The following is a 25,686-nucleotide window of genomic DNA, read 5'->3' as shown; positions in this document are numbered from 1 at the left end:
AAATATAATTAATGCCACCGTCTACTAAAATATGCTTTATAAAAACTTAACGCTTAAGCTATACTTTTCGTAAACTCCAGCAGGTCCGCCTTTGAAGTAATTGTTTTTTGTTCGTGCTGCTGGTAGTGGAAACTTTCGAGCTTTTGCAGCAGATGCTGCAGCACCAGTTTTTCTGACAAGCTCAAGTCGCCCGTAATTATTTGGCCTACATGATCCATATCGCCAAAAACTTTATACAACAGCTGTCTGCCGGTTTCGGTAATAGATATACGTTTGCCACGCTTATCTTTATCATCGTCCCACTGCATAACTAAATCTGCATTAATTAAGCGCCTTATTACCTCGGTACCTGATGTTTTTTCTTGCAAATTACGGCTGATCAGGTCGCCCTTAGACATGTTATCGTGGGTTAACAAAATGGCAAGACAGGTAAAGTCTTCGGCAGTTTGCAGAGGTGTGCCATCAAGCGCTTTTTTTACGTACGACTTTGCATACCGGCTCATGTATATAAATAAGCGGGCAATGCTATTATCAATCTGATAAGCTAAATCCTGTGCTTGCTTTTCATTTTTTCCAAACCTAATATCGGGTGCAGCAGCTGCAGGAGTATCTTTTTCTAAATGATTAACCAGAAATCCGGCAAATCCTTGTATCGACATTTTGGCAGATGCATTATCCTTTTCGAATTGCTCAACCAAATTTAACAATTGATGTACCAGCTTATAAGATTCCATTTTGAAGGCAGCCAAATATAAAATTTCTATACAACTATTAGCTCTATAAATTTTGTTTCTTGCTCAAATATTAAAATATGATAAGTTAAAGGTTAACGTAATATATACCGATTAATTAGTTAAAGGTTTAACCTTAATTTAAATATTATTGATAATAGCGCCGTATAAGCTGCTATGCCTGTTTTTAAAAATCATTATAGTTATGCAAATAAGCGCAATATCGCAATATTGCGCTTAATCAAGTCAAAAATCACTTTATAACTCTGGGATAAATTGCAATTTAAGATTGCTGGACTTTTAGCGACTAAGGATGATAAGCAAACGAAATTTTTCTTTATTGCTCCAATGACAGATCTGCAATTACCGGGTAATGATCAGAAATGGTTTCTTTAAATATCTTAAAGTATTTTACTTTAATAGTTGGGCTAAGCAAGATATGATCGAGTTGTAAGTCAGGCAAATAACTCTCATAAGTTACACCAAAGCCAGAACCCCGGCTGGCAAAAGCGCTTTTTAAACCGCTGCTAAGTTGAGTAAATACATAAGACGTGGGTGTATCGTTAAAATCGCCTGCAAAAATAAATGGGTTATTGTAGGTTAAGACGTGATGCCTAAGCAATTTTACCTGATCGCTCCTGTCTGTAAACGCACTTTTAAGTTTACTTATAATATGTAATGTAGGCTGGAGCCGGATTTGCTTATGTGCCGCAACCTGATTAATATATTCATAATCAACAGCATCGAAAGACACAGAGCGCAGATGCAGATCGTAAACACGAAACGTCTGCTTACCTCTGCGGATATCACAAAAAATACCCGGATCCAGCTCTTTGTCAGCTTGCTGTGCGCTAATCAACCCCGTATCGACAATCGGGAACCGTGAAAAAATAGCCAGGCCAATGTCGTAAGTAGTAGTACCGGCAAAAGGTTTAAAGTAATGGTAAGACACGCCTAATGCTTTTTTGATACTATCAGTAATTTGGTATGGGTTGTCACTGCGCCAGCTATAATACTCCTGAAAGCAGACTACATCCGGCTGCTTACTTTTAAGCAACTGAAGCATGGCGTGCTGGCTGCTGTCGCGATTAGGCAATTCGGTATTAAAATCATGCACATTAAAAGTCATGATTCTGATATTACCAGGACTTTTGTGTAGATCTGCCGGTTGCCGCAAATGAAAACCGATAGTATTAATCAATGGCTTCCAGCCAATCAGGATACAGGCCAGTGATACCAGTACAAAACGGTTGGCCCGGGCAATCCAATAAATCACAAAAAACAAATTTCCAAGCAAAAATATACTGTAGCATAAACCGGCTAACGCTAAAGGCCAGCAAATTTGCGGACTTATAAAACCAGCCAGGATACTAAGCAACAATAGCAGCGCGAAAATGAAATTAATAACACGCGCAACTTTATCAATGGTAATAATAAGTTTGCTATTTCTTTTTTTTATCGGCACGATTGTACAGGTTAGATGCGATTACCGGACCAATATACCAATTTCAGGTATGAGCGAAGTTGATAAGCTTGCAGAAAAGGCATAAAAAAACACCCGCCAAAACTGACGGGTGCTAACGATATAAATATTATAGTGATTCTTAGATTACTTTTACATTTACCGCATTAAGACCTTTACGGCCTTGTTCCACATCGAAACTTACTTTGTCGTTTTCACGAACCTGATCGATGAGGCCAGTAGAGTGTACAAACACGTCATTGTTGCTGCCACTCTCTGTGATGAATCCAAAACCTTTCTCGGTGTTGAAAAACTTTACTGTTCCTTCTTTTTGCATTATATTATATTGAGCCCGCAAGGTAGGCATTATAATCGGGCTATTTCTGTTTTAACAAAATATATTTTCTACCGCAGTAATAGAGTTTACACATAAAACTTCTGTTTCTGATAAACTATAACACTGTTCGGCATACATATTGGTGCAAATATTAACCGGTAAATTTGCTAATAAGCCTTACCTGTGTTTAACGTAACCAATATAAAGCTATGGTAACTGAAGTTATAGATAAAGAGGCGTTTGTGTTAGAGGTGCACCATCGCTTATCAGATGTTTACGGAACACAAATTAAATACTTTCATGATTTAGACCCGATGAGCGAACTGATCTCGGCCCTACTCTCGCATCGTACTAAAAATCATGATTCGGGCAAAGCCTTTCAGCAGCTAATTGGCCAATTTGGTTCATGGGATGCGGTGCGTGATGCGCCGGTAGGCGAAGTAGAAGCTGCTATTACCCCCTGTACCTGGCCAGAACAAAAGGCACCGCGTATACAACAAGTGTTGCGGCTTGTTACAGAACAGCGCGGCGAATTATCTCTAAATTTTTTAGCAGACATGGATGTGTTAAGTGCACGCCAATGGCTGGAAAACCTGCCGGGAGTTGGCCCTAAAACCAGTGCTGCAGTATTGTCGTTCAGTACGCTTCGGGGTAAAGCGCTTCCGGTAGATTCACATCATTTTAGAGTGGCAGCACGCTTGGGTATCATTAACGAAAAAATTGGCGAAGCCAAAGCTCATAAAGTACTTGAAGATTTGCTCCCGCCGGATTTTACAGCGCAGGATGTGTACGATAATCACCAGGTAATGATGCGGCATGGGCAGAAAGTTTGCTTTCATTATAAGCCTGCCTGCCAGCAATGTGTATTGCTGGATTTATGCCCTACCGGTCAAAAGCTGATGTTGAAACAAGCCGTATTAACAGATAAATAACATACTAGCCAAATCGTTATTCGAGGTATTTAATTTACTTTTGCGGCAAAACTCAGCGTACAAACTAATACTTTATGGATAATCAAACATTTGCAAACCTGTCGCAAATTATCAAAACCCGTCGTACCATTAAACCCGGTATGATGAACGGGCAGAAAATTCCTAATGGCCATGTGGCTGCACTACTTGAGCTGGCCGACTGGGCGCCAACGCATGCTTATACCGAACCTTGGCGTTTTGTAGTTTATGAAAACCCGGTTGCTTTTTGCCAGCAACATGCCGAATTATATAAACAAGCAGCAGGCGACAATTTTAATCCGGCCACTTACAATAACCTAGCTAACATGGGTGCTAATGTGTCGCACGTAGTAGTGGCCATTATGCACCGCAGCGAATTATCAAAAATACCAGTGGTTGAAGAAGTTGCTGCAGCATCATGCGCTATACAAAACCTGTTGTTAGGTGCAACCTCTTTAAACATAGGGTCTTTCTGGAGCACTGGTGGCGCTACCTTAAAACCGGTGATGAAAGAATATTTGAACTTAGGTGCCGATGATCAGGTTTTAGGCCTTTTGTATCTTGGCTATAGCGACGCCAACCCTGAAGGGGTAAGAAAAACGCCATTAGAAGAAAAAGTTAAATGGGTGCAGTAAGCAAAGCTATTATTAAACTTTTTTAGCAATTTAGGGGTTAAGATATATGAGAATGTAATGACCTAACCAGGCAGCGGTTTAATTATATTTGTGTTACAATCACAAAAACATATAATTATCAACTTAAGCCTGTTGACTCTTTTAACACCATAACAGATGATTAAAACTATCAACGGACATATGAAGAGAAAATTCTGGTTAGCTATTACCCTTCTTGTTATTCTTACCTCTGCTATTATAAGTTCACGTTCGGCCACGGTAAAAAACGCTGCTATGGCTACTAAGAAAGAAGCTAAAGCGGCTGTTGTACACAGTGCTTTTGAAAACTATGTTGCTGATGTATATCAAACTGCCGGCTTAAAAGCAGTAGGTATGGACTATGAAGTTTTTCAGAAAGCGGTGGTAGGTTATTATAACTTAAAAGACAACGAAAAACTATCGCCTACGAGTACCGTGGTTACCGTAATAGATTTTAATAAAGCCAGTTCGCAAAAGCGCATGTGGATTATTGACTTGCTTAAGAAGCAACTATTACTCAACACCTGGGTAGCGCACGGCGAAGGTAGTGGCAATGACATGGCCACTCAGTTTTCTGACAAGGCCGACTCGCATCAAAGCAGCCTGGGCTTTTATGTAACTGATGATATTTACTACGGTAAACATGGCCGCTCGTTACGCCTCAATGGTATGGATGCAGGCTTTAACAGCAATGCCCGTGCCCGTTCAGTGGTATTGCACGCTGCTAACTATGTATGCGAAAACACCATTAAGCAATTAGGTCGCTTAGGTCGCAGCTTCGGTTGCCCGGCAGTATCACCAGAGGTTTCTAATCATATCATTGATTTAATTAAGGGTAAAAATATGCTGTTTATCAGTGCCAACGTAAACAGCTATACTTCTAAATATTTAAATGAGGGCATCATTGCCAATAGTTTTGCAGCGCCGTCAGACAGTTCGGTTCAATTAACTAAAGCAGGTATGTGAGTTGCTTTCTTATTTCACAAAACAACAAGGCCTGTACTTTTTAAGTACGGGCCCTGTTGTTTTGTATATACCTTACTGATTAATTAAACCGCTGTAAGCCCCGGTTATTAATTAGATGATAATTCTTTTATCTTAGCCATGATGCAAACAGTACGTGAGCACTACCCCAATTTAAAGTTATACTCGCTAAGCGAAAAAGCAATTACCATAAACTTTGGCGACAGTATTTCAGCTGATTTGTTAACGCAGATTACAGCAGTCAATCAACTTGTACAGGAACAGCCCTTTCCCGGAATGATAACTACCGTACCGGCATACAGCACGCTAACGGTTTATTTTGACCCACTGCAAGTTTATAAATCAACTTTAGATGGCTGGCGTTGCTTGGATAAGGTAGGCAACTATATACTTTCACTAAGCCTAACTGACCGTCAATCTACACTAAACACAATAGCCCCCATTATTATACCTACATGTTATGGCGGCAGTTATGGTCCCGATCTTGAGGCTGTAGCCGCAATGCATCACCTTTCGTCTGAGGCCGTGATAAGCATTCATAGTGCCGCTGCTTACATTGTTTACATGATTGGTTTCGTGCCCGGGTTTGCATACCTGGGCGGTATGGATAAAATATTGGCTTCGCCACGTAAGGCCACGCCCCGTGCCGCTGTACCCGCAGGGTCGGTAGGTATTGCCGGGGAGCAAACTGGAGTATACCCGTTAGACACACCCGGTGGCTGGCAAATTATTGGCCGCACACCGCTATCCATGTTTGATACTGATCGAACGCAGCCCTCCCTGCTTAAAGCCGGTGACCGGGTGCAGTTTAAGCCTATCACTACAAGCCAGTTTAAACAATACCAACTCACCTGACATGCAACTTACTATTGTTAAACCTGGTGTATTAAGTACTGTTCAGGATATGGGCAGATGGGCCTATTTGTCGCATGCCGTACCGGTGTCCGGCCCCATGGACAGCCTCTCGGCCCGGATGGCCAACCTTGCCTTAGGTAATACCGAAGAAGCGCCTTTTATTGAGTTTACTTATGCCGCTGCGGAGTTTACTATTGATGCTCCGTCGCTTTTAGCCTATGCTGGAGAAGGAGCTTTCTTGAGCTGTCATAACCAGCTTTTACCAGCCAACCGGCCAATATTTGTTCCGGGAGGTTTGCAAATCTCGTTGAAAAATAACCGTAAGGGTAGCCGAACTTACCTGGCTATAGCTGGCGGTTTTGATATACCGTCCGTTTTAGATAGTTATAGTACTTACCTGCCTGCACAAATAGGCGGCGTAAGCGGTCGCGCATTGCAAGCCGGAGATATATTGATGGGAAACGATTGCTTAACAATATTGAACAAAGCACACATCGGCCGTTTATCAGGCGAGGTTATTGCATTTCCTAAATGGTCGGTCAGCAAAACAGCACTGGGGATGCAAAACACCAATGTCATCCGGGTAATGTCAGGCCCTGAATTTTCCTCGTTTGACATGGCATCTCTCAGCACGATGTTTAATACCGCGTTTACCATGAGCTCGCAAAGCAACCGGATGGGTTACCGGCTCAATGGCCCGGTGATGCAACGTGTAAACACGTCAGAGTTACTATCTACTGCAGTGACCATGGGCACCATACAGGTTACGGGCAATGGCGACCTCATCCTGCTGATGGCTGACTGCCAAACCACTGGTGGATACCCGCGTATTGCCCAGGTAGCGTCGGTTGATTTGCCTTTGTGCGGGCAACTGAAACCTGATGATCAGATATTTTTTAAACAGATATCACAGGCAGATGCAGAAATGCAGTATATTGAACGGGAACAAAACTTACAGAAAGTTAGGGCGGCATTAAACGCCAGATTTTTGTAGATCATCCTTACTATTTTTGATGCAAACAATTGATTTAAACTGCGATATGGGCGAGGCATTTGGCAACTACGCCATGCCTAATGATGAGTTGCTGCTAAACTATATTACCTCGGCCAATATAGCCTGCGGCTTTCATGCCGGCGACCCGCAGGTAATGCAACAAACCGTAGCCCTGGCCATCAAAAAAGGGGTAGCTATTGGCGCGCACCCTGGCCTACCCGATTTACAAGGTTTTGGCCGACGCGAGATAAAAATTTCGCCCAACGAAGCTTACCAGTTAACGCTTTACCAAACCGGCGCGCTTCATGCCTTTGTAAAAGCTGCCGGCCGCCGTTTGCATCATGTTAAACCTCACGGTGCCTTATACAATATGGCAGCTAAAGATGCTACCTTGGCCCAAGCCATAGTGCAGGCTATTATTGATTTTGACCCAACACTTATTTTGTACGGACTGGCAGGCAGCCACATGATTACCGAAGCAGAAAAAGCCGGCCTGGTTACCGCTTCCGAAGTTTTTGCCGACCGTACTTATCAGGATGATGGCTCACTTACACCGCGCACCCAAAGCAATGCCTTAATTACGAATGAGCAACAATCTATTGAGCAGGTATTATTGATGGTGCAAAAACAACAAGTGATGTCCACCAGTACTAAGCCTATTGCATTAAAAGCCGAAACGCTTTGTTTACACGGCGATGGTGCACATGCCATTGAATTTGCCCAAACCATTAGTCGAAGATTAAAAGCTGAGGGTATTTCCATTAAAGCTCCGGGGGTATCATGAAAAAAGCAAACTGGAGCATACTTATTGGTGCGGCATTTTTGATGGCCAGTTCGGCTATTGGTCCCGGTTTTTTAACGCAGACTGCCTTATTTACGCAGCAATTAGGCGCCAGCTTTGCCTTTATTATTTTAGTTTCGGTTATCTTGGATGCCATAGCACAGCTCAACATCTGGCGTATTATTGCCGTAGCCGATAAACCGGCTCAGGATATTGCTAATCAGCTGGTACCCGGCCTGGGTTACTTTTTGTCTTTCCTGGTATTTTTAGGAGGCATGGCCTTTAACATCGGTAATATTGCCGGTGCAGGCTTAGGTTTAAATGTATTATTTGGTATCAGTGTAGGCAAGGGTGCCATCATCAGTGCCATTATTGCTATTGGTATTTTTATTTACCGCGAGGCCAGTAAAGTAATGGATACCTTTGCCAAGTGCATGGGTTTGCTTAAAATTTGCCTCGCCCTGTACATTGCCTATATCAGCGAGCCGCCGCTGGCCGAGGCTGCGGTTAGAGCAGTTAACCCTACCAGGTTTGATTTTACGGCGCTGCTTACCATTGTTGGCGGCACCGTTGGCGGTTATATCACTTTTGCAGGCGCTCATCGCTTGCTGGATGCCCGGCAAACCGGTCATGAAAACCTGCCCGCCATCAATAAGGGTGCACTTAGTGCTATTGGCCTGGCATCGTTGATGCGGCTTTTGTTGTTTGTTGCAGCTTTAGGCGTGGTAAGTGCCGGTGGTATACTCGATCCAGGCAACCCGGCGGCCTCAGTTTTCAAGCTGGCCAGCGGTAATTTAGGTTACAAAATATTTGGCTTGGTGATGTGGTCGGCCGGAATATCATCGGTTGTAGGTTCGGCTTATACCTCGGTATCCTTTATCAAAAGCTTCAATCCAGTCATCCTGAAATATAACCGCGAAATTATTATCGGGTTTATTGCGGTAGCTTGCTGCTTGTTTTTGCTGATTGGTAAACCAGTTGGCGTCTTAGTAGCCGTGGGTGCTATTAATGGTTTAATTTTACCGTTGGCCCTGGGCACCATGTTAGTGGCAGCTTACCGGCACCGTATTATTGGTTCCTACCGCCAGCCTTTGTGGTTAACCTTACTTGGTGCCGCGGTAGTACTTACCATGACCTGGATGAGCTACGGTGCCATTACACAACTAATCGGTTCTTAATATTACATTAAAATAATGTTCCATAAATTATCTATTGGTCTATCTTTCTTTGCGCTGCTCACTGCAGGTTCGGCTGTTGTTGCGCAAAGCGTAAAGCCTATCGCTGTCGAGAGTGGAGTATCTTATCCGTTAGCCCAATATCGCAGTAAGGCAGTCAGCAACTTGCAATACGACATTCATCTAAATATTCCCAAACAAAAAGTATCAGCTATTCAGGGCGAGGAAAAATTAAGTTTTATACTTCAACAAAATGATCAGCCGCTCCAGCTTGATTTTAAGCAATTAGCCTATCATATTCAAAAAGTTGTAGTTAACAAAAAAGTTACTACCGTTAACTTACAGCAAGAGCATCTGATTATTGATAAACAGTTACTAAAAATTGGAAGCAATGAAATAGAAATCACCTTTACGGCAGGTAACGAATCGCTCAACCGTAATAATGAATACCTTTACGCGCTATTTGTACCCGACCATGCGCGCAATACTTTTCCGTGCTTTGACCAGCCCGATTTAAAAGCCCGTTTTTTATTAACGCTAACTATCCCTAATGGCTGGAATGCGCTTTCGAACGGTAAAATACTGAGCGTTCGGCCTGCTACCGGCCAGGCTGCACAAACCGTCACTTTTGCCAATTCGGATAAGTTGAGCACTTACCTTTTTTCTTTTACTGCAGGTAAATACAAGTCGGTAAATAAACCGGTTGGCAGTCGCACTGCCGAGTTTTTACATCGAGAAACAGACTCGAGTAAAGTTAAGCTCAGTACCGACTCTATTTTTATTGCGCATATAAATGCGCTCAGCTTTCTGGAACAGTGGACGGGCATCCCCTACCCGTTTCAAAAAGTTGGCTTCGTGGCCATACCCGATTTTCAGTTTGGCGGCATGGAGCATCCGGGCGAAGTACAGTATAAAGCATCGAGTTTGTTTTTAGATGACGGTGCCACCAAAGACCAGTTCATCAGCCGGGCAAACCTTATCTCGCACGAAACTGCGCACATGTGGTTTGGCGATTTGGTAACCATGCAGTGGTTTAATGATGTGTGGATGAAAGAAGTATTTGCCAATTTTATGGCCGACAAGGTGACCGAAAAAATGATGGGTAGCGAAACTTTTAACCTCAAGTTTTTGCAGGATCATTACCCGGCTGCCTATGGTGTTGACCGTACCACAGGGGCCAACCCCATCCGTCAGCAACTGGACAATCTGCAGGAGGCCGGTTCGATGTATGGTAACATCATTTACCACAAAGCCCCCATCATGATGCGGCAGCTGGAAATGCTGATGGGTAAAGAAAACTTTAGATCGGGCATCCGCGAATACCTTAAAAGGTTTTCGTACAGTAATGCTACCTGGAATGACCTGATTGCTATTCTAAGTAAACACACCAAATTTAATTTACACCAATGGAACCAAGTTTGGGTAAACCAGCCCGGCAGGCCGGTGTTTGACTACAACATCGCTTACCAGTCAGGCAAAATCAGTGCTTTTACCATCAATCAAAAGCCCGAAAACGGTAGCGCCCGCACATGGCCGCAGGCTTTCCAAGTAATGCTGGTATATGCTAACAGCGTCAAAACGGTCGATGTGAATATGACGGGTGCCGATATCAGCTTAAAGGAAGCTGTTGGTTTGGCAAAGCCGGATTACCTTTTGTTTAACAGCAGCGGCATTGGTTATGGCTTATTCCCTACTGATAAGCAAATGCTGCCTAAACTTTACAGGGTATCCGGCGCACTGCCAAGGGCATCAGCTTATATTGCCGCTTATGAAAACATGCTGGCAGGCCGTAACCTAAAACCGCAGGAACTTTTACAAATTTTTACTCAGGGACTAACTCAGGAAAAAGACGAAATGAACCTGCGCCTAATTACGGGTTACCTGACATCGATTTACTGGAATTTTATACAGCCGTCGGTCAGGCAGGACTTGTCAGTTTCGCTCGAAAATGCTTTATGGCAGGCTATAGCCCAACAGCCGCAACCCAATCATAGAAAAATATTGTTCAGGGCTTACCAGGACGTTTTTTTAAGTAAGGAAGCCTACAGCAATCTGTATCAGGTTTGGAAACGGCAACAGCCACCGGCAGGTGTAAAGCTTTCTGAAGATGATTATACTTCGCTGGCATCGTCACTGGCTTTGAGGAGCGATGCGCCCGCTGCTATTTTGCAGGAACAGCAAGAGCGTATCAAAAACGCAGACCGCAAGCAACGCCTGGCATTTTTGATGCCGGCCCTGTCTAACAATCAGCAAGAACGTGATAATTTTTTTGCCAGCCTGGCCGACCGTAAAAACCGGCAGAAGGAAGCCTGGGTGCTGTCGGCGTTGTCTTACTTACATCATCCACTGCGGCAAAACACGTCAGTAAAATACATACCTAAAAGCCTGGCTATGGTTGAGGAAATACAGCAAACAGGCGACATATTTTTCCCGCAGTCGTGGTTATCGGCCACTTTGGGCAGTTATCAAAGTACCGAAGCAGCACAAAATGTACGGGAATTTTTGCAGGCTCATCCCAATTACAATCCAAAATTAAAAGGAAAAATTTTACAAGCCGCAGATAACGTGTTGAGGGCCGAAAAGCTATTGCAGTAAATACTTAATCACCCCCAAATTGATTAACATAAGCATAGTCCCGGCAATTCTTTAACTAATTGCCGGGACTTGCTGCTCCTTACTATTCCTCTTCCAGCATCCGTTTAGACTCAGTAAGCTTGTTTGCATCCTCAGTACTTAGCTCCGGATATTCTATCTTCAGGTTTTTCAGTGTTTCAACAACTATATTAGAAATGGCAATACGTGCAAACCACTTTCTGTCGGCCGGTATAATATACCAGGGCGATTCGGGGGTAGAGGTAGCATTAATGGCCTCTTCGTATGCCTTTTGATAATCGTCCCAACGTTTGCGCTCTTCGATATCCGCAGCCGAAAATTTCCAGTTTTTTGAAGTGTCTTCGATCCTCTTTAAAAAACGTTCTTTCTGCTCTTTTTTTGACAGGTGTAAAAAGAATTTGATAATGACTGTTCCGTTGTCTGACAAATGCTTTTCAAAATGCCTGATGCTTTTAAATCGCTGCTCCCAAAACTTATCATCTATATCTTTTTCGCTTTTGATGTCAGGCAGGTTTTCTTTCAGAATAAAACCCGGGTGCACGCGGGTAACCAGCACATTTTCGTAATGCGACCGGTTGTGGATGCCAATACGGCCCCGTTCGGGCAGAGCCTTATAATGCCGCCATAAAAAATCATGTTCGTAATCCTCGGCGCTGGGCTGCTTAAAGCTATAAACCTGGCAGCCCTGCGGATTTATTCCCGACATGGTATGTTTGATGGCACTGTCTTTACCCGCAGCATCCATAGCCTGGAAGATGATGAGCAAGCTTTGCTTATTAGCAGCATAAAGCTTATTTTGCAGTTCGGCGGTTTCTGCAATCAGATCTTCTAAAACGCCGGAAGCATCTTCTTTTTCGTATCCTTCGGCATCGTTGGTATCAAAATCTTTTAATGATATCTTCTTATCACCGGTAATTTTAAATTTCTTGACTATTTGTTGCATAGATAAAATAGATTTGCAGGATGTTGACTTAAAATTTAGCTGCCTTTTTTTCGTTATTGCTATTTTGCAGTTAAAAGTTAACTATATAACTTACAACAACAGCCAATGTTTAAACGTATCCGCAATCCTATTCTGCGTTACCTTGTCATATTCATTTACTTCGCTATCATTTTCTTCTGTTCTATAGAACTTAACTTGTTTGGCATATTCGGCTACTCGCCCGATATGAAAGATATCAAAAGCCCTACACAATCGGTATCCTCCGAAGTGTTTACTGCCGATGGAAAACTGCTGGCCAGGTTTTATAAAGAAAACCGCTCGCCCATCAAGTACAAAGATCTTTCGCCCAACCTGGTAAACGCACTGGTGGCTACTGAGGACGTACGCTTTTTTAAACACCACGGTGTAGATTACTTTGGCTTTTTCAGCAGCTTGATATCAACTGCTAAGGGAGATAAACGTGGTGGCAGTACGATCACACAGCAATTGGCCAAAAACCTTTTTCAGACCCGTAAACGTAAAGCGCAAGGCTTCATCAGGCATATTCCGGTGGTACGTACTATTGCTTACAAATTTAAAGAGTGGCTAACCGCCTTTAAAATTGAGCATGTATACAATAAGCAGCAAATACTGACCATGTATTTTAATACGGTGCCTTTCGGCAACAATTCGTTCGGCATTAAAACAGCTACCCAAAAATATTTTAACAAAAACCCTGATGCAGTTACACCGGCCGAAGCAGCTACCCTGATTGGTATGCTAAAGGCAACATCAACATACAACCCAATACGTAATCCCGAAAAATCGGTAGAGCGCCGCAATGTTGTGCTAAGCCAGATGGAAAAATATGGCTACCTAAAAAAAGCTGACTATGATTACAATGTGAACCAACCGTTAACGCTTAATTTAAGCCACATTGAAGAAGAAGGCCAAGGCGATTCGTACCTGCGCCGTGCCGTTGAAAAGTGGCTGGACAAATGGTTAAAAGCCAATGATTACGATTTATACGAAGACGGCTTAAAAATATATACTACCATTGATTCGAAACTGCAGCAGTATGCAGAAGAAGCCGTTACCGACAAGATGAAAATGCTGCAAAAACGCTTTAATAACCTTTGGCGTGGCAAAAACCCATGGCGCGATTCGAAAGGGAAAGAGATTGTAGATTTTGTACTGAAAGCCGAGCAGCGCTTGCCTATTTACAGCATGCTTGAGAAGAGGTACAAAGGCGATACTGCTCAGATACAGGAATACTTTAATAAGCCGAAACACATGAAAGTATTTACGTGGAACGGCGAGCAGGATACCACCTTTTCGAGTATCGACTCGATTAAGTATTATGCTAAAATATTGAATACGGGGATGATGACCATTGAACCGGTTACCGGAAAAATTAAGGTTTGGGTAGGTGGCATTAATCATAAATATTTTAATTACGATCACGTAAACCAGGCTAAACGCCAGGCCGGGTCAACATTTAAACCGTTTGCTTACTTAACTGCCATTGACAATGGCTACTCGCCTTGCGATAAGTTTACCGATAAACCGGTATCAATCAGTTATGACGAAGACGGAAAAAAAGAAGTATGGTCGCCTAACAACGCCGATTTCAATTTCTCTTATCGCGAAATGTCATTGCGTTGGGCTATGGGTAAATCTGTTAACTCTATTACTGCCCAGGTTACCGAAGCGGTAGGTTGGGACAAGGTGGTTGAATATGCCCATAAGTGCGGCATCGAGAGTCCGCTAAAAGCAGTACCATCAGTATCCTTAGGTTCAAATGATGTATCGGTTTACGAAATGGTACGGGCATACAGTACCTTTTTAAATAAAGGACAGCGCATTGACCCGTTACTGGTAACTCGTATAACCGACCACAGCGGCAGCGTACTGGCCAACTTTGATTTAAAATCGACCCAGGTAATTAGCGAAGAAACAGCCTGGCTGATGCTTTACATGTTTAGAGGGGGTATGGAAGAACCGGGCGGTACCTCGCAAGCTTTGTGGGAATATCCTATTTTATGGAAAAAAGGCAACAACCAGATTGGCGGTAAAACCGGCACCTCGTCAGACTATGTTGATGGCTGGTACATGGGCATTACCAAAGACCTGATTACAGGCATCTGGGTGGGCGCAGATGACCGCAGTGTGCATTTCACTACCTCGGCCACCGGCGAGGGCTCACATACAGCCTTACCTATATTTGGTGCATTTATGGAAAAGGTATATGCTGATCCTAATTCGGGCTACACTTATGGACCGTTCCCTAAGCCTTGGGTTAAAATTACCAAACCGTACATGTGCGAGTCGCCGCGTATCCGTGTTGACACGGGTGCCGTAGCCGACAGCCTAACTGCTCCGGCTGCCGATAGCAGCGGCGCCGTGGTAGCACCACCGGACACGACGGGCAACAATAATTAAGTAGAGGCCATCACGTTACACCGGTAATTTAATACATTTAAAATAAACACCTATAATCACTTATATGAGTAAATTTTACTTTATAAAAAGTAAAGCCCAATTACTTTTTATTCTGCTGGCCATTCTCATCAGTGCTTGTTTCATCAATAACACCGCGCAGGCTCAGTATTTTGGCCAAAATAAGGTGCGGTACAAAAACCTCAAGTTTAAAGTTTATAAAACGCCTCACTTTGAGATTTACTATTACATGAAAAACGATAGCCTGCTTAAGCGTTTTGCGCAGGAGAGCGAGTTATGGTATACATTGCATCAGCAGGTTTTTCGTGACACATTTAGGCGGCCTAACCCAGTCATACTATATGCCGACCATCCGGATTTTCAGCAAACCACGGCTATTGATGGCGAAATTAGTGTAGGTACCGGCGGTGTTACAGAAGGTTTAAAAAACCGGGTGGTAATGCCGGTAATGGAAACTAACCAAACTACCCGCCACGTATTAGGGCACGAGTTGGTGCATGCCTTTCAATACCATATGCTGTTAGGAAGCGATTCTTCGGGTTTGGGCAACATTAACAATCTCCCCTTATGGATGATTGAAGGTATGGCCGAATACTTATCGTTAGGTAAACGCGATGCCTACACGGCCATGTGGATGCGCGATGCTTATCTGAATAAAGACATTCCTACCATCCGCGACCTTACCGAGAGCAGCAAATATTTCCCTTACCGTTATGGCGAGGCTTTTTGGTCGTACTTAGGCTCTACTTATGGCGATACGATTATTGTACCCTTCTTTAAAAATACGGCACGTTACGGTTTAGAGTATGGTATACGCCGCACTTTTGGTTATGATGACAAAACACTTTCCAATCTCTGGAAAAACTCTATCATCAATACTTATAAACCTTATTTAAAAGACACCTCGCAAATTCCGCCGGGGCACCGCATTATTGACAACAAAAATTCGGGCGAGATGAACGTGGCTCCGGCAGTAAGCCCCGATGGTAAGTACATTTCCTTCTTGTCCGAAAAAGACTTGTTCTCGATTGACCTTTTCCTGGCTGATGCCCAAACGGGTAAAATCATCAGGCGGCTCACCAGTAAAACATCAAACACGCACATCGACGAATTTAACTTTATCGAGTCGGCCGGTGCCTGGTCTCCGGATAGCAAGAAATTTGCCTTCAGTATTTTTAGTGGCGGCCGCAACCGTATGCTGGTTGTATCTATACCCAGTGGCAGGGTCATCAGCAATATTGCTATGGGCAACGCCGAACAATTTGGTAACTTAACCTGGTCGCCCGATGGCAATCAGATCGCTTTTCAGGGCCTGTCAAACGGTAACAGCGATTTATACCTTTACAACTTTACTACCAAACAGGTTACGCAGCTTACCAACGATAAATACTCCGATTATCAGCCCAGCTTTTCGCGTGATGGTAAGCATATTGTTTTTACCAGCGACCGTACCACTTATGACGCTACGACGGCACAAACCATTACCTTTAATTTAGCCGAGCTTGATTTGGCCACGGGCAAGGTAACCGACATTAAAGTTTTTGATGGTGCCAATAACATGAACCCGCAGTACTCGGCCGACGGCTCGCAGATTTACTTTTTATCTAACCGCGACGGTTTCCGCAACCTGTACCGCTACAACAAAAGCACCGGCGCTGTTGAACAGATGACTGAGTTGTTTACCGGCATATCGGGCATTACCGAGTTTTCGCCGGCTCTGAGCGTTTCGGCACACGATGATATCATTTACTCTTATTACCGGTCTCAAAAGTATGCACTTTACAACGCTAAGGCATCTGAGTTTAAACCACAGGTGGTAAGCAGCACCGCTACTAATTTTGACGCGGCTTTGCTGCCTCCACCAAAGGCCGTAGGTGTAGATTTGATAAATTCTAACCTCAACAACTTCCTGTCGTACCAGCGCATCCCGGCAGATTCGATACAGAACATTGCTTACCGGCCGCAATTTAAACTGGACTATCTGGCCAGCAGCGGTGTGGGTGTAGGTGTTGGTATTGGTGCAGGCAGTTATGGTGCCGGTTTGTCAAGCGGTATACAAGGCGTTTTCAGCGATATTTTAGGCCGAAACCAGATTTATGCAGGTGCATCGGTTAACGGCGAGATTTATGATTTCGCAGGTCAAGTGTTTTATATTCAGCAAAAAGGTCGCTGGAATTTTGGTGGTGGCTTATCGCATATCCCTTACCAGTTAGCTACCTACAATGTAGTACCCACCACTTACAGCTATGATGCCAACGGCAAAACAATTACAGAAAACGCTATAGAAGAAAGGTATGACATCATCCGTATTTTTCAGGACCAGTTGTCGGCCTTTACCTCCTACCCTTTCTCAAAGGTAACCCGGGCCGAATTTGGCGGCGGCTTTTCGCGTAACTCTTACATGGTTACACGGTATAGCAGTATTTACGACTCCAACTACCAATTCCTGGATTTTAAACGTCGTCGCATTTCTAATGATGACTATAATTCCGATCCTTATAATAATGTTGGAACATTACGCGCCATTAGTTTAATGCAAGTGAGTGCCGCGCTAATTGGAGACAATTCATTCTTTGGGATTGCCTCTCCGCTGAGTGGATTCAGGTACCGGTTACAGGCAGAGTATGATTTCGGCTCCTATCGTTTCTTTTCGCCAACCATTGACATACGGAAATACGCACGCATAAAACCGGTTACTTTAGCGGCAAGGTTTAATGCTTTCGGGCGTTTTGGTGAAGATACCGGCTTGTATCCTTATTATATAGGTTACCCCTTTTTAATACGCGGTTACGAAAGCCAGACTTTCTATGGTAACAATACCTCCGCATCATCCAACGGCTTCACCATCAGCCAACTTTCGGGCTCTCGCGTGGCCGTAGCCAACTTTGAGGTTCGCTTACCATTTACCGGTCCCGAAAAATTATCGGCTATTAAATCCAAATTTTTATTTACAGAGTTAAACTTGTTTTTTGATGCCGGCCTGGCATGGAACCGTGGCAATCAAATTAAGTTTCAAAAAAGCCCGGACTTGTTAGGTTACCAACAGCAAGTAGACAATACCGGCAAACCGGTACTTGACGACCAGGGTAAACCTGTCTTGGTAGCTACCTATAACAACAACCAGCGCGTACCGGCATTAAGTGCGGGTATATCACTTAGGGTAAATTTATTCGGCGCTCTAATTTTAGAACCTTACTACGCTATACCATTTAACCGCACCGATGTTAAAAAACCAGTGTTCGGTTTGAATTTCACTCCGGGATGGTAAGCAAAATATATCAGCAAAAAAGCGGCAACCGAGCCGCTTTTTTGCTGATATAAAACATGGCTAAACTTTAAGGGTTATATTTAATAGTTATGAAGAAAGTTGTATTTATATACCTGATGTTTTTGGTAAGTATAAACTGTGCTATAGCGCAAGTTACCCCTCCGCGTGGCTCGTCATTTCAAGATTCCGTACGATCGCAAATTGATAAAGGTAAGACTACGATAGTAAATGGTACCGCTATGAATACAGCCAAAGATTTTTTTGAAAACCTGACGGCCTCCACCGACCATGCAAAATTGCTTGACATGATTAGAGCAGCCAGTATGGTTGGAACATTAAAAAGCAGGGGTCCGCTTACTATGTTTGCGCCAGCAGATACGGCAATTACTCAGAAACTGGGTATGCGGCTGGATACGTTGCTTAAACCGGCACACAAATATGAACTCATCAATCTACTAAGCTATCATGTGGTGCCAGGCCATTTCAATGCTAAAGAACTTACCAAAATGATTAAAGACGGTAAAGGCGAGGCCCAACTGCTCACATTGTCGGGAAGTAAGTTAACTGCAAAGATAGATAGCAACCGTAATATAATTTTATATGATGAAACCGGAGGACAAAGTGTGGTAAGCAAATTTGATATAGAACAAAGTAACGGTTTAATGCATTTGGTTACCCAACCTTTAATACCCAAAAACAAGGCGTTGTAAGCATACTATCAAAACCGCATATGTTTAAAATGCGTATATCTGTTATATGAAAAGCTTAGTAATGTTGTTTGCCGTAGCCTTATCGGCACTTTTAGGATGTGAGAATAGCAATGGCCAAAACGCACAGGTTAAAGGCGAAAAAAGCAAGCCTGCTGCCGAGTGGAAAAAAGAACTGAATGCCAACCAATATCATATTATGGTTGAAAAGGGCACCGAACCACCCTATCATAACGCTTACTGGAACAACCACGAAAAAGGTGTTTACGTAAGCGCTGCAACCGGCGAAGTACTGTTTTCGTCGGATGATAAATTTGACAGCGGTACCGGCTGGCCAAGCTTTACCAAACCTGTTAGCAACAGCAAAGTTGCTGTAATACAAGACATCAGTTATGGTATGAGCCGTACCGAAGTAATTGAACGAAGCACCGGCTTGCACTTAGGCCACGTCTTTGATGACGGTCCGGAAGATCGTGGCGGCAAACGCTTTTGTATGAACTCCGGTGCGCTCAAATTTGTTAAAAAGTAAGCGACCGCTTTGAAGTGGCCAATGATGGTCTGAAATACGGGCGAATGCGCATTTTGTGCTCTGCTGTTAATCCGATGGTCAGGTCTATCCAATCTGCATTTACAGACCTGATCATTTTTTCTTTCTGCGCACGGGTAAAGCTGCTCATAAATTTGAAGCGCTCCATGGCTTGCTCTTCATTGTTAATTTCTTCAAAATATACCAACCGGCTTAACTGTTGTGCCTTATCATAAAATAAAGTAGGCATTTCGCTATAAAACTGCATAGTTTTAATCAGATCTGTACATAAGCCAACATGCAAATTTGTACGGTTTCTGTCGGTAATGATATAAATATAGTGCTTCATCTGATAATAAATTTTGCTGGTTAAAAATTTGTTACTAATTTTATGAGCATAAATTTACTAACAAATTTAGTAAATCCAAATTTTATGTCAACAATTTCATCAAATATTAAATTCCTTCGCAAAAAAAAGGGACTAACACAGCAGCAATTTGCCGACGAAATAGGCATAAAGCGCTCTTTAGTAGGCGCTTACGAAGAAGACCGGGCTGATCCAAAATACGATTTGCTAAAAAAATTAGCAACATACTTTGATATTAGTGTTGATGATTTCATTAACGAAACCATTAATGAGAAATGGGCACCCAAGCCTAAAGGTAACCCGGCTAACCTGCGTATCCTTAGTATATCTGTAGATAAAGAGGATAATGAAAACATTGAAATGGTACCGGTTAAAGCCAGTGCAGGTTACTTAAATGGATACGCTGATCCGGAGTATGTGGCTCAGTTACCTAAGTTTTATCTGCCTATGTTTAAGCAGGGTACATTCCGTGCTTTTGAAATTAAAGGCGACTCGATGTTGCCATTAGTATCAGGCACTGTTATTATAGGTGAGTATGTAGAGAACTGGAACGACGTTAAACCCGGCGACACCTACGTTGTATTATCTAAAAATGAAGGCGTGGTTTATAAGCGTATTGGTAACAAATACCGTGATAACAAAAAGTTAAAGCTGATGTCGGACAACCCGGCCTACGAACCTTATGACGTTGGCGCCGACGACATTTTGGAAATATGGAAAGCCAAAGCTTATTTGTCAACCCAGTTGCCGATGCCTACGCCTGAGCCAAGCATGGAAAATTTAACCAGTATGATAGCAGAAATGCAAAAATCTATATCTAAATTACAAAGCAACAATTAAGTTACAAGGTTGCGACTAAACCTGTAGCTAATATCTTTATCAAAAACTAAACAAACTTTAAATGATGAAAAAGATTTTAATGATGTGCTGCTTTGTATTAGGAATCAGTGCAGTAAGCTTTGCCCAAGGAAGAATGCAGAGAAGCCCGGAAGAGCAAGCAAAAAACTTGCAAACTCAGTTAAAACTGGATGATGCACAAACTGCTAAAGTTACAGCAATTTATCAGGTACAGGCCAAACAAATGGATAGCGTTAGAACTGCTGCTAATGGCGACAGACAAGCCATGATGCAGGCTATGCGCCCTATGCGTGAAGCTACCACTGCTAAAGTTAAGGCTTTGCTTACTACCGAGCAAGCTGCCGCATACGATAAAATGATGGCAGAAATGAGAAACCGTATGGGCGGTGGCCAGGGCGGTAACGGCGGAGGAACTCCTCCATCTCAAAAATAATTTTTAAGAAAAGCGGCAGACAGCCGCTTTTTTTATTTTAGCAGAAATTTTCTTTTTTGACGCATCACAACTTTATACAGCTCAAGTTACAAAGCCGGCAACAAGCCGGTAATTACCGCTGGCTTAAGCCCGAAAACAGCCTAGTAGACTTTTGCTCGAATGACTACCTGGGCTTTGCCCGCTCCGGGCTATTGGCAAAACTTATTCAGGAGGAAATTTCGAAATACAGTTCCATTAATGGATCTACAGGCTCGCGTTTAATTTCCGGAAATACAGAATATGCTGAAAGCTTGGAACAACTGATTGCAGACTACCACAAGGCCGAATCAGGTCTGCTATTCAATTCAGGTTATGATGCTAATATTGGTTTACTATCATCGTTGCCGCAACGCCATGATACTGTTATTCATGACGAGTTGGCTCATGCCTCAATTATTGACGGCATCAGGCTCAGTAACGCCGCACGTTTCACATTTAAGCATAATGATACAGATAGCCTGGAGCAAAAATTAAAGGCTGCCAAAGGCCTTATTTACGTGATTGTGGAAAGTGTGTATTCGATGGATGGTGACCAGGCACCTCTGCAAGCTATTAGCCAACTGTGCAAGCAATATAAAGCTGCTTTGATTGTTGATGAGGCACATGCGCTTGGTGTTTTTGGTAAAGGGCTCGTCAACCAGCTTAATTTATGCCATGAGGTATTTGCCAGGGTAATGACTTTTGGCAAAGCGTTAGGTGCCCATGGTGCCGTGGTTTTGGGATCGACCGAGTTGCGAAGTTACTTAGTCAATTTTGCACGATCTTTTATTTACACTACGGCAGCCCCTTTACATCAGTTGTCTGTCATAAAAATGGGATATGCCTTCTTGGCAAATTCAACCTCTATAATTACAGAACTGCACCAAAAAATCGAACTTTACCGTCGTTCAATAAACTTTTCATCACGGGTTACTGATAGTAAAAGTGCTATTCAAACCGTTATTATTGGCAGCAACGATGCAACGAAGAAGGCAGCCCAAACCTTGCAACAACAGGGGTTTGATGTACGCCCTATATTAAGCCCTACGGTAGCCGTGGGAAGCGAACGTTTGCGGATATGCCTGCATACTTATAACACCGACGAAGAAATTATCCAGTTAACTAACCTAATTAAAGAATATTTACATGCCCGATAAAGCACCTCTATTTGTAACCGGTATCGGCACCGATGTAGGCAAAACTGTGGTGTCCGCCATTTTGGTTGAAAAACTTAAAGCCGACTATTGGAAACCCATCCAGTCGGGTGATTTAGATAACAGCGATACCATGAAGGTAAAACGGTTAATCTCTAACCCGGTTACCCGCTTTCATCCCGAAGCTTACAGGCTTACCCAACCCTACTCGCCGCATAAATCGGCAGATTTAGATGGCGTAAGCATCGACCTCAATCAAATTCAATTACCTGACACCGATAATCAACTTTTGATTGAAGGAGCCGGAGGATTAATGGTGCCGCTAAACAACCAGCATTTTGTGGTGGACCTAATTGAAAAATTTAACGCGGAGGTTGTTTTGGTAGTTAAGCATTATCTGGGCAGCATTAACCACACTTTGCTATCACTGGAATTACTAAAACAAAAAAAAATCAAGGTCAGAGCCTTGATTTTTAATGGGGAAAGAGACGAATATTCGGAACGGGCGATTTTAAGATCGACCTCTGCTAAAAACATTTATATACCACAGCTTGCTGCATTAAACAAAGCCTCAGTTGAGGATTGTATGCGTTACAACGAGTTGTAGTAAGTAATCAATTTACCTAAATCGGCGTCAGACTTAAAATTGATATTATTTGATTTCAAATAGCTCTCCAATTCGTTTTGCTTATCGCCCAATACACTCAATATAGACTTTTTATCTTTTTTTACTATTTGCCCTTTATTATTCCTGTAAATAATGTACAAGTCTGATCGCTCAAAAAACTTATTGGAGGCTGCCGAATACTGTTTGATTTCTGTAATTACAACTGATGTTTTTTTCAGAAGCTTTACTGCACCATCGGCTATTACCTGAAAAAAAGCTTTTGTCTTGAATCCATTAATACCTTCATAACCAGCTCTGTAATGTTTTGACCCATCACCAATGGTAAACTCTTTAACAGGATCTACAAAAGCTAATGTTTCATCATTTTTTCCCTTGAAATAAACTTCATCATCTAATAAATTATATTTTAAATATAAATTGTTTTTATAAGTGTCACCGTTGGCCAACTTCACCATACCAACACTCCAAGTATCATTTAGGTAGGGAGACCCACTAATTTCAGAATAAGCATTAGCTGTTATCGGCCTGCCTGTCAAATTATCACTTAGAAACTGAGCTGATGCTCTGCCTGTGAGCAAAAGGCAGAAAACTAACGAAAGGATCGTAAGATAAAACAGTGTCTTCTTCATACTAATTTAAAATTAAAAAAAAAGAGAAGCCAAAAGGCTTCTCTTGAAGTTAAGTCGATTTATTTCTATTTCAAAATTAATTTTCGGCAATTCTAATGCCTAGCCTTTTATAGTTCTCACTCGGCTTTACGTCAGATGTTGATAGTATCTCCAACACTATGTCTCTCGATATTGTTGATGACACACCAGGATTTAGTATAGCTACTTCAGCCTCTCCAAAACTGGAATTAGCCGGAACAACACAAGATCCTGTTATGGTGTAATGAGTACCGGCAACAGCAGGTTGAATGAGTGGAGTAGCCGTGTTAGGTGTTAACTGTAAAGCCTGATATGTTACTGTAGTAGGAGTTGAACGTTGAGGCCCAACTAAGTTAATTCTAAATTTTATTGTGCCAGATGTTCTGGTTATTAATGGGTCAGCGTTAGTTACTACTTTGTTATACGCGGGCACTCTGGTAAGGATAGGATAATCTACACCAGCAGCTCTAGCGTTTATTCCAGCGTCCCACTCGAACACGGTGTCGGTGAAGGTAACTCTGTCATCTTTCATGCATGATGAAATAGCAACAGCGATGATTCCAATTATATATAGTCTTATTTTTTTCATGATGTTAATTAGTATCCAAAGTTCTGTAATAGTTTGCCCCCGCTTGCATTGACGTCGGTTACTGGGATTTGAGGCAAAATCACAATGTCAGTAAATGCAATTGTTGTGTTTGTAACAGGTTTAAGTATGTCACGTCCGAGTCTTTTTAAGTCCAGGAACCGTTGACCTTCAAAGGCAAATTCTAATCTCCTTTGTAAGAGTATCTCATTGATTAAAGCACTTCCTGTAAGACCTGTAACTGCAGGCAAACCTCTGGCAACACGAATAGTATTTACATCAGCGAGAGCTAACGATTCTTGACTTGCATTTGCATAGGCTTCTGCGCGGTTCAAATACATTTCAGAGACACGAATAACAGGTACGTTATCAACGTTAGCAAAACCACTTTTACCGAGATATTTAGTACACTCAACATAAATAGGTGTTCTACTCGATGAGCCAACTTCATATAACAAATTCCGAACATCAGCACTACGGTTAGTTATAGTAGTAGCCGCTGCGCCTAAACTTGTAGCTGCTGCACCATTATTTGCAACGGTTATACCTAAGGCCGTTAAAAGATCTGACGTCGGCACCAAGTCACCAAACCCAGATCCTGGCTTTAATGGCAATCCAGCTTTATATTTATCTGTACTATCCCTTGATTTGTTAGTTGCCCTAGCGCTCAGTGTGGTTAAATTTGTTTGTAATGCCAGATTAACACCTAAAGTTTCATTGGCTGCCAAAAATGCAATTTCAAATACTGACTCAGGATTTACAGCTTGGCTCCATCCAGCAATATAATTATTGGCATTTAACAGTGTGTTAGCTCTTACTTCTAATACGCTAGACGCGTTAGATATGGCTTTGGGATAATCTTTGTTATACAATGCAACCCTTGAATAGAGTGCCTGCGCAGCCTGTTTATTAGCTCTTACAACAGTAGAAGATGTAATATTGCTTAGCTTGCTAACAGCTTCATCTAAGTCTGCATAGATTGCTGTATAAACTTCAGCAATTGAATTTCTTGCTGACTGTAATTGTAAAGCATCAGAAGAAGATGATATTGCCTTTAAAGCTAAAGGTATACCGCCTCTGTTTTGTGATTCAACAAGAGCTCCCGGAATGTAAGCATAAGTCTTAACCAAGTCAAAATGATAAAGAGCTCTCAAAAATTTCAGCTCGCCAGTATAAGCGTCTTTCTGAGCAGCTGATAACGAGGATGCATTTGGAAGCGCTTCAAGTACGAGATTAATTCTATTTAAGTTAACATAAGCCGCCGACCAGTGTGAGTAAGATGCTAATCTTGCGTTAGCAGCTTCACTAACGTAACGACCACTATGATTCGTTGAACGAGCATTATCAGATAAAGCGTCGCCAAGCATCACCAAGCGGTTGCCGTAAAAAACCTCTGCTTTTAGTGAACTATATATAGATACGATAGTAGCATCGATACCATCTTTACTTGTTAACGCCTGATCTGCAGAAATTGAATCTTGCGGATCAATCTGCAAAGTCTTTTTGCAGGCTGATAAAGAAATAGCGACAGAGAGAGTAGCTATTTTAAAGTATGAAATATATTTGTTATTCATTTG

Annotated in this window: 24 protein-coding genes; 16 read left to right on the top strand and 8 right to left on the bottom strand. The window is 42.5% G+C overall.

Features of this window, described 5'->3' with window-relative positions:
• Positions 1-53: 53 nt before the first annotated feature.
• The 3 genes from AAGR14_RS07635 to AAGR14_RS07625 all read right to left on the bottom strand — a co-directional run bounded on the left by AAGR14_RS07635 (position 54) and on the right by AAGR14_RS07625 (position 2,530).
• The gene (locus AAGR14_RS07635; protein ID WP_342647997.1) at positions 54-734 is read right to left on the bottom strand and encodes a MarR family winged helix-turn-helix transcriptional regulator; all 681 of its coding nucleotides are present in this window, start codon (positions 732-734) and stop codon (positions 54-56) included.
• A gap of 334 nt (positions 735-1,068) precedes the next feature.
• On the bottom strand, positions 1,069-2,196 hold the full coding sequence (locus tag AAGR14_RS07630) for an endonuclease/exonuclease/phosphatase family protein (protein ID WP_342647996.1): 1,128 nt from the start codon (positions 2,194-2,196) through the stop codon (positions 1,069-1,071).
• 139 nt (positions 2,197-2,335) lie between these two features.
• Positions 2,336-2,530, bottom strand: a complete 195-nt coding sequence (locus AAGR14_RS07625) for a cold shock domain-containing protein (RefSeq protein WP_342647995.1) — start codon at positions 2,528-2,530, stop codon at positions 2,336-2,338.
• A 209-nt stretch (positions 2,531-2,739) separates the two neighbouring features.
• Here AAGR14_RS07625 and AAGR14_RS07620 point away from each other — a divergent pair, with 209 nt between their 5' ends.
• The 8 genes from AAGR14_RS07620 (at position 2,740) to AAGR14_RS07585 (ending at position 11,517) form a co-directional block, all read left to right on the top strand.
• Positions 2,740-3,462: a hypothetical protein gene (locus AAGR14_RS07620; protein ID WP_342647994.1), complete on the top strand. Its 723-nt coding sequence runs from the start codon at positions 2,740-2,742 to the stop codon at positions 3,460-3,462.
• Positions 3,463-3,536: 74 nt separating this feature from the next.
• Positions 3,537-4,115, top strand: a complete 579-nt coding sequence (locus AAGR14_RS07615; RefSeq protein ID WP_342647993.1) for a nitroreductase — start codon at positions 3,537-3,539, stop codon at positions 4,113-4,115.
• Between the two features lie 156 nt (positions 4,116-4,271).
• Complete coding sequence (locus AAGR14_RS07610; protein ID WP_342647992.1) at positions 4,272-5,099, top strand: murein L,D-transpeptidase catalytic domain family protein; 828 nt, start codon at positions 4,272-4,274, stop codon at positions 5,097-5,099.
• A gap of 138 nt (positions 5,100-5,237) precedes the next feature.
• Positions 5,238-5,972, top strand: coding sequence for a 5-oxoprolinase subunit PxpB (gene pxpB, locus AAGR14_RS07605; protein WP_342647991.1), 735 nt, complete (start codon positions 5,238-5,240; stop codon positions 5,970-5,972).
• Between the two features lies 1 nt (position 5,973).
• Entirely contained in the window at positions 5,974-6,966 is a 993-nt protein-coding gene (locus AAGR14_RS07600) for a biotin-dependent carboxyltransferase family protein (RefSeq protein WP_342647990.1), read from the top strand.
• A 19-nt stretch (positions 6,967-6,985) separates the two neighbouring features.
• On the top strand, positions 6,986-7,750 hold the full coding sequence (locus AAGR14_RS07595; protein ID WP_342647989.1) for a 5-oxoprolinase subunit PxpA: 765 nt from the start codon (positions 6,986-6,988) through the stop codon (positions 7,748-7,750).
• Complete coding sequence (locus tag AAGR14_RS07590; protein ID WP_342647988.1) at positions 7,747-8,925, top strand: NRAMP family divalent metal transporter; 1,179 nt, start codon at positions 7,747-7,749, stop codon at positions 8,923-8,925. Before AAGR14_RS07595 ends, AAGR14_RS07590 begins: the two co-directional genes overlap by 4 nt.
• A gap of 15 nt (positions 8,926-8,940) precedes the next feature.
• The gene (locus AAGR14_RS07585; protein ID WP_342647987.1) at positions 8,941-11,517 is read left to right on the top strand and encodes a M1 family aminopeptidase; all 2,577 of its coding nucleotides are present in this window, start codon (positions 8,941-8,943) and stop codon (positions 11,515-11,517) included.
• An 82-nt stretch (positions 11,518-11,599) separates the two neighbouring features.
• On the opposite strand, the gene AAGR14_RS07580 is transcribed toward AAGR14_RS07585, so the two are convergent.
• Positions 11,600-12,478, bottom strand: a complete 879-nt coding sequence (locus AAGR14_RS07580; protein WP_342647986.1) for a polyphosphate kinase 2 family protein — start codon at positions 12,476-12,478, stop codon at positions 11,600-11,602.
• A 105-nt stretch (positions 12,479-12,583) separates the two neighbouring features.
• On the opposite strand from AAGR14_RS07580, the gene AAGR14_RS07575 reads away from it, so the two are divergent.
• The 4 genes from AAGR14_RS07575 to msrB all read left to right on the top strand — a co-directional run bounded on the left by AAGR14_RS07575 (position 12,584) and on the right by msrB (position 19,421).
• Positions 12,584-14,899, top strand: a complete 2,316-nt coding sequence (locus AAGR14_RS07575) for a transglycosylase domain-containing protein (protein ID WP_342647985.1) — start codon at positions 12,584-12,586, stop codon at positions 14,897-14,899.
• A gap of 64 nt (positions 14,900-14,963) precedes the next feature.
• Positions 14,964-18,185, top strand: a complete 3,222-nt coding sequence (locus AAGR14_RS07570) for a basic secretory protein-like protein (protein ID WP_342647984.1) — start codon at positions 14,964-14,966, stop codon at positions 18,183-18,185.
• A gap of 89 nt (positions 18,186-18,274) precedes the next feature.
• Entirely contained in the window at positions 18,275-18,895 is a 621-nt protein-coding gene (locus tag AAGR14_RS07565; protein ID WP_342647983.1) for a fasciclin domain-containing protein, read from the top strand.
• A gap of 46 nt (positions 18,896-18,941) precedes the next feature.
• Complete coding sequence (gene msrB / locus AAGR14_RS07560) at positions 18,942-19,421, top strand: peptide-methionine (R)-S-oxide reductase MsrB (RefSeq protein ID WP_342647982.1); 480 nt, start codon at positions 18,942-18,944, stop codon at positions 19,419-19,421.
• On the opposite strand, the gene AAGR14_RS07555 is transcribed toward msrB, so the two are convergent.
• A complete protein-coding gene (locus tag AAGR14_RS07555) occupies positions 19,411-19,767 on the bottom strand; it encodes a GIY-YIG nuclease family protein (protein ID WP_342647981.1) in 357 nt (118 codons plus the stop codon). The genes msrB and AAGR14_RS07555 overlap by 11 nt on opposite strands.
• Positions 19,768-19,851: 84 nt before the next feature.
• Here AAGR14_RS07555 and AAGR14_RS07550 point away from each other — a divergent pair, with 84 nt between their 5' ends.
• The 4 genes from AAGR14_RS07550 (at position 19,852) to bioD (ending at position 22,855) form a co-directional block, all read left to right on the top strand.
• Positions 19,852-20,625 (top strand): XRE family transcriptional regulator, encoded by a 774-nt coding sequence (locus tag AAGR14_RS07550; RefSeq protein WP_342647980.1) that lies wholly within the window; start codon positions 19,852-19,854, stop codon positions 20,623-20,625.
• Between the two features lie 61 nt (positions 20,626-20,686).
• Complete coding sequence (locus tag AAGR14_RS07545) at positions 20,687-21,076, top strand: hypothetical protein (RefSeq protein WP_342647979.1); 390 nt, start codon at positions 20,687-20,689, stop codon at positions 21,074-21,076.
• A gap of 56 nt (positions 21,077-21,132) precedes the next feature.
• Positions 21,133-22,251 (top strand): 8-amino-7-oxononanoate synthase, encoded by a 1,119-nt coding sequence (locus tag AAGR14_RS07540; protein ID WP_342647978.1) that lies wholly within the window; start codon positions 21,133-21,135, stop codon positions 22,249-22,251.
• Entirely contained in the window at positions 22,241-22,855 is a 615-nt protein-coding gene (gene bioD / locus AAGR14_RS07535) for a dethiobiotin synthase (RefSeq protein ID WP_342647977.1), read from the top strand. The genes AAGR14_RS07540 and bioD overlap by 11 nt, the downstream gene beginning before the upstream one ends.
• On the opposite strand, the gene AAGR14_RS07530 is transcribed toward bioD, so the two are convergent.
• The 3 genes from AAGR14_RS07530 to AAGR14_RS07520 form a co-directional block, all read right to left on the bottom strand.
• A complete protein-coding gene (locus AAGR14_RS07530; protein WP_342647976.1) occupies positions 22,840-23,505 on the bottom strand; it encodes a hypothetical protein in 666 nt (221 codons plus the stop codon). The genes bioD and AAGR14_RS07530 overlap by 16 nt on opposite strands.
• A gap of 76 nt (positions 23,506-23,581) precedes the next feature.
• Positions 23,582-24,112: a hypothetical protein gene (locus AAGR14_RS07525; protein WP_342647975.1), complete on the bottom strand. Its 531-nt coding sequence runs from the start codon at positions 24,110-24,112 to the stop codon at positions 23,582-23,584.
• Positions 24,113-24,120: 8 nt separating this feature from the next.
• On the bottom strand, positions 24,121-25,683 hold the full coding sequence (locus tag AAGR14_RS07520; protein ID WP_342647974.1) for a RagB/SusD family nutrient uptake outer membrane protein: 1,563 nt from the start codon (positions 25,681-25,683) through the stop codon (positions 24,121-24,123).
• Between the last annotated feature and the right edge of the window lie 3 nt (positions 25,684-25,686).

The sequence above is a fragment of the Mucilaginibacter sp. CSA2-8R genome, assembly GCF_038806765.1.
Lineage (GTDB): Bacteria > Bacteroidota > Bacteroidia > Sphingobacteriales > Sphingobacteriaceae > Mucilaginibacter.
This window is presented reverse-complemented; position numbering and strand designations above follow the sequence as displayed.

Bases quoted from the DNA above. Each gene is read 5' to 3' on its own strand.
- AAGR14_RS07635 (WP_342647997.1), bottom strand. From the start codon at position 734: ATGGAATCTTATAAGCTGGTACATCAATTGTTAAATTTGGTTGAGCAA.
- AAGR14_RS07625 (WP_342647995.1), bottom strand. From the start codon at position 2,530: ATGCAAAAAGAAGGAACAGTAAAGTTTTTCAACACCGAGAAAGGTTTT.
- AAGR14_RS07620 (WP_342647994.1), top strand. From the start codon at position 2,740: ATGGTAACTGAAGTTATAGATAAAGAGGCGTTTGTGTTAGAGGTGCAC.
- AAGR14_RS07615 (WP_342647993.1), top strand. From the start codon at position 3,537: ATGGATAATCAAACATTTGCAAACCTGTCGCAAATTATCAAAACCCGT.
- AAGR14_RS07610 (WP_342647992.1), top strand. From the start codon at position 4,272: ATGATTAAAACTATCAACGGACATATGAAGAGAAAATTCTGGTTAGCT.
- pxpB (WP_342647991.1), top strand. From the start codon at position 5,238: ATGATGCAAACAGTACGTGAGCACTACCCCAATTTAAAGTTATACTCG.
- AAGR14_RS07600 (WP_342647990.1), top strand. From the start codon at position 5,974: ATGCAACTTACTATTGTTAAACCTGGTGTATTAAGTACTGTTCAGGAT.
- AAGR14_RS07595 (WP_342647989.1), top strand. From the start codon at position 6,986: ATGCAAACAATTGATTTAAACTGCGATATGGGCGAGGCATTTGGCAAC.
- AAGR14_RS07590 (WP_342647988.1), top strand. From the start codon at position 7,747: ATGAAAAAAGCAAACTGGAGCATACTTATTGGTGCGGCATTTTTGATG.
- AAGR14_RS07585 (WP_342647987.1), top strand. From the start codon at position 8,941: ATGTTCCATAAATTATCTATTGGTCTATCTTTCTTTGCGCTGCTCACT.
- AAGR14_RS07580 (WP_342647986.1), bottom strand. From the start codon at position 12,478: ATGCAACAAATAGTCAAGAAATTTAAAATTACCGGTGATAAGAAGATA.
- AAGR14_RS07575 (WP_342647985.1), top strand. From the start codon at position 12,584: ATGTTTAAACGTATCCGCAATCCTATTCTGCGTTACCTTGTCATATTC.
- AAGR14_RS07570 (WP_342647984.1), top strand. From the start codon at position 14,964: ATGAGTAAATTTTACTTTATAAAAAGTAAAGCCCAATTACTTTTTATT.
- AAGR14_RS07565 (WP_342647983.1), top strand. From the start codon at position 18,275: ATGAAGAAAGTTGTATTTATATACCTGATGTTTTTGGTAAGTATAAAC.
- msrB (WP_342647982.1), top strand. From the start codon at position 18,942: ATGAAAAGCTTAGTAATGTTGTTTGCCGTAGCCTTATCGGCACTTTTA.
- AAGR14_RS07555 (WP_342647981.1), bottom strand. From the start codon at position 19,767: ATGAAGCACTATATTTATATCATTACCGACAGAAACCGTACAAATTTG.
- AAGR14_RS07550 (WP_342647980.1), top strand. From the start codon at position 19,852: ATGTCAACAATTTCATCAAATATTAAATTCCTTCGCAAAAAAAAGGGA.
- AAGR14_RS07545 (WP_342647979.1), top strand. From the start codon at position 20,687: ATGATGAAAAAGATTTTAATGATGTGCTGCTTTGTATTAGGAATCAGT.
- bioD (WP_342647977.1), top strand. From the start codon at position 22,241: ATGCCCGATAAAGCACCTCTATTTGTAACCGGTATCGGCACCGATGTA.
- AAGR14_RS07530 (WP_342647976.1), bottom strand. From the start codon at position 23,505: ATGAAGAAGACACTGTTTTATCTTACGATCCTTTCGTTAGTTTTCTGC.
- AAGR14_RS07525 (WP_342647975.1), bottom strand. From the start codon at position 24,112: ATGAAAAAAATAAGACTATATATAATTGGAATCATCGCTGTTGCTATT.
- AAGR14_RS07520 (WP_342647974.1), bottom strand. From the start codon at position 25,683: ATGAATAACAAATATATTTCATACTTTAAAATAGCTACTCTCTCTGTC.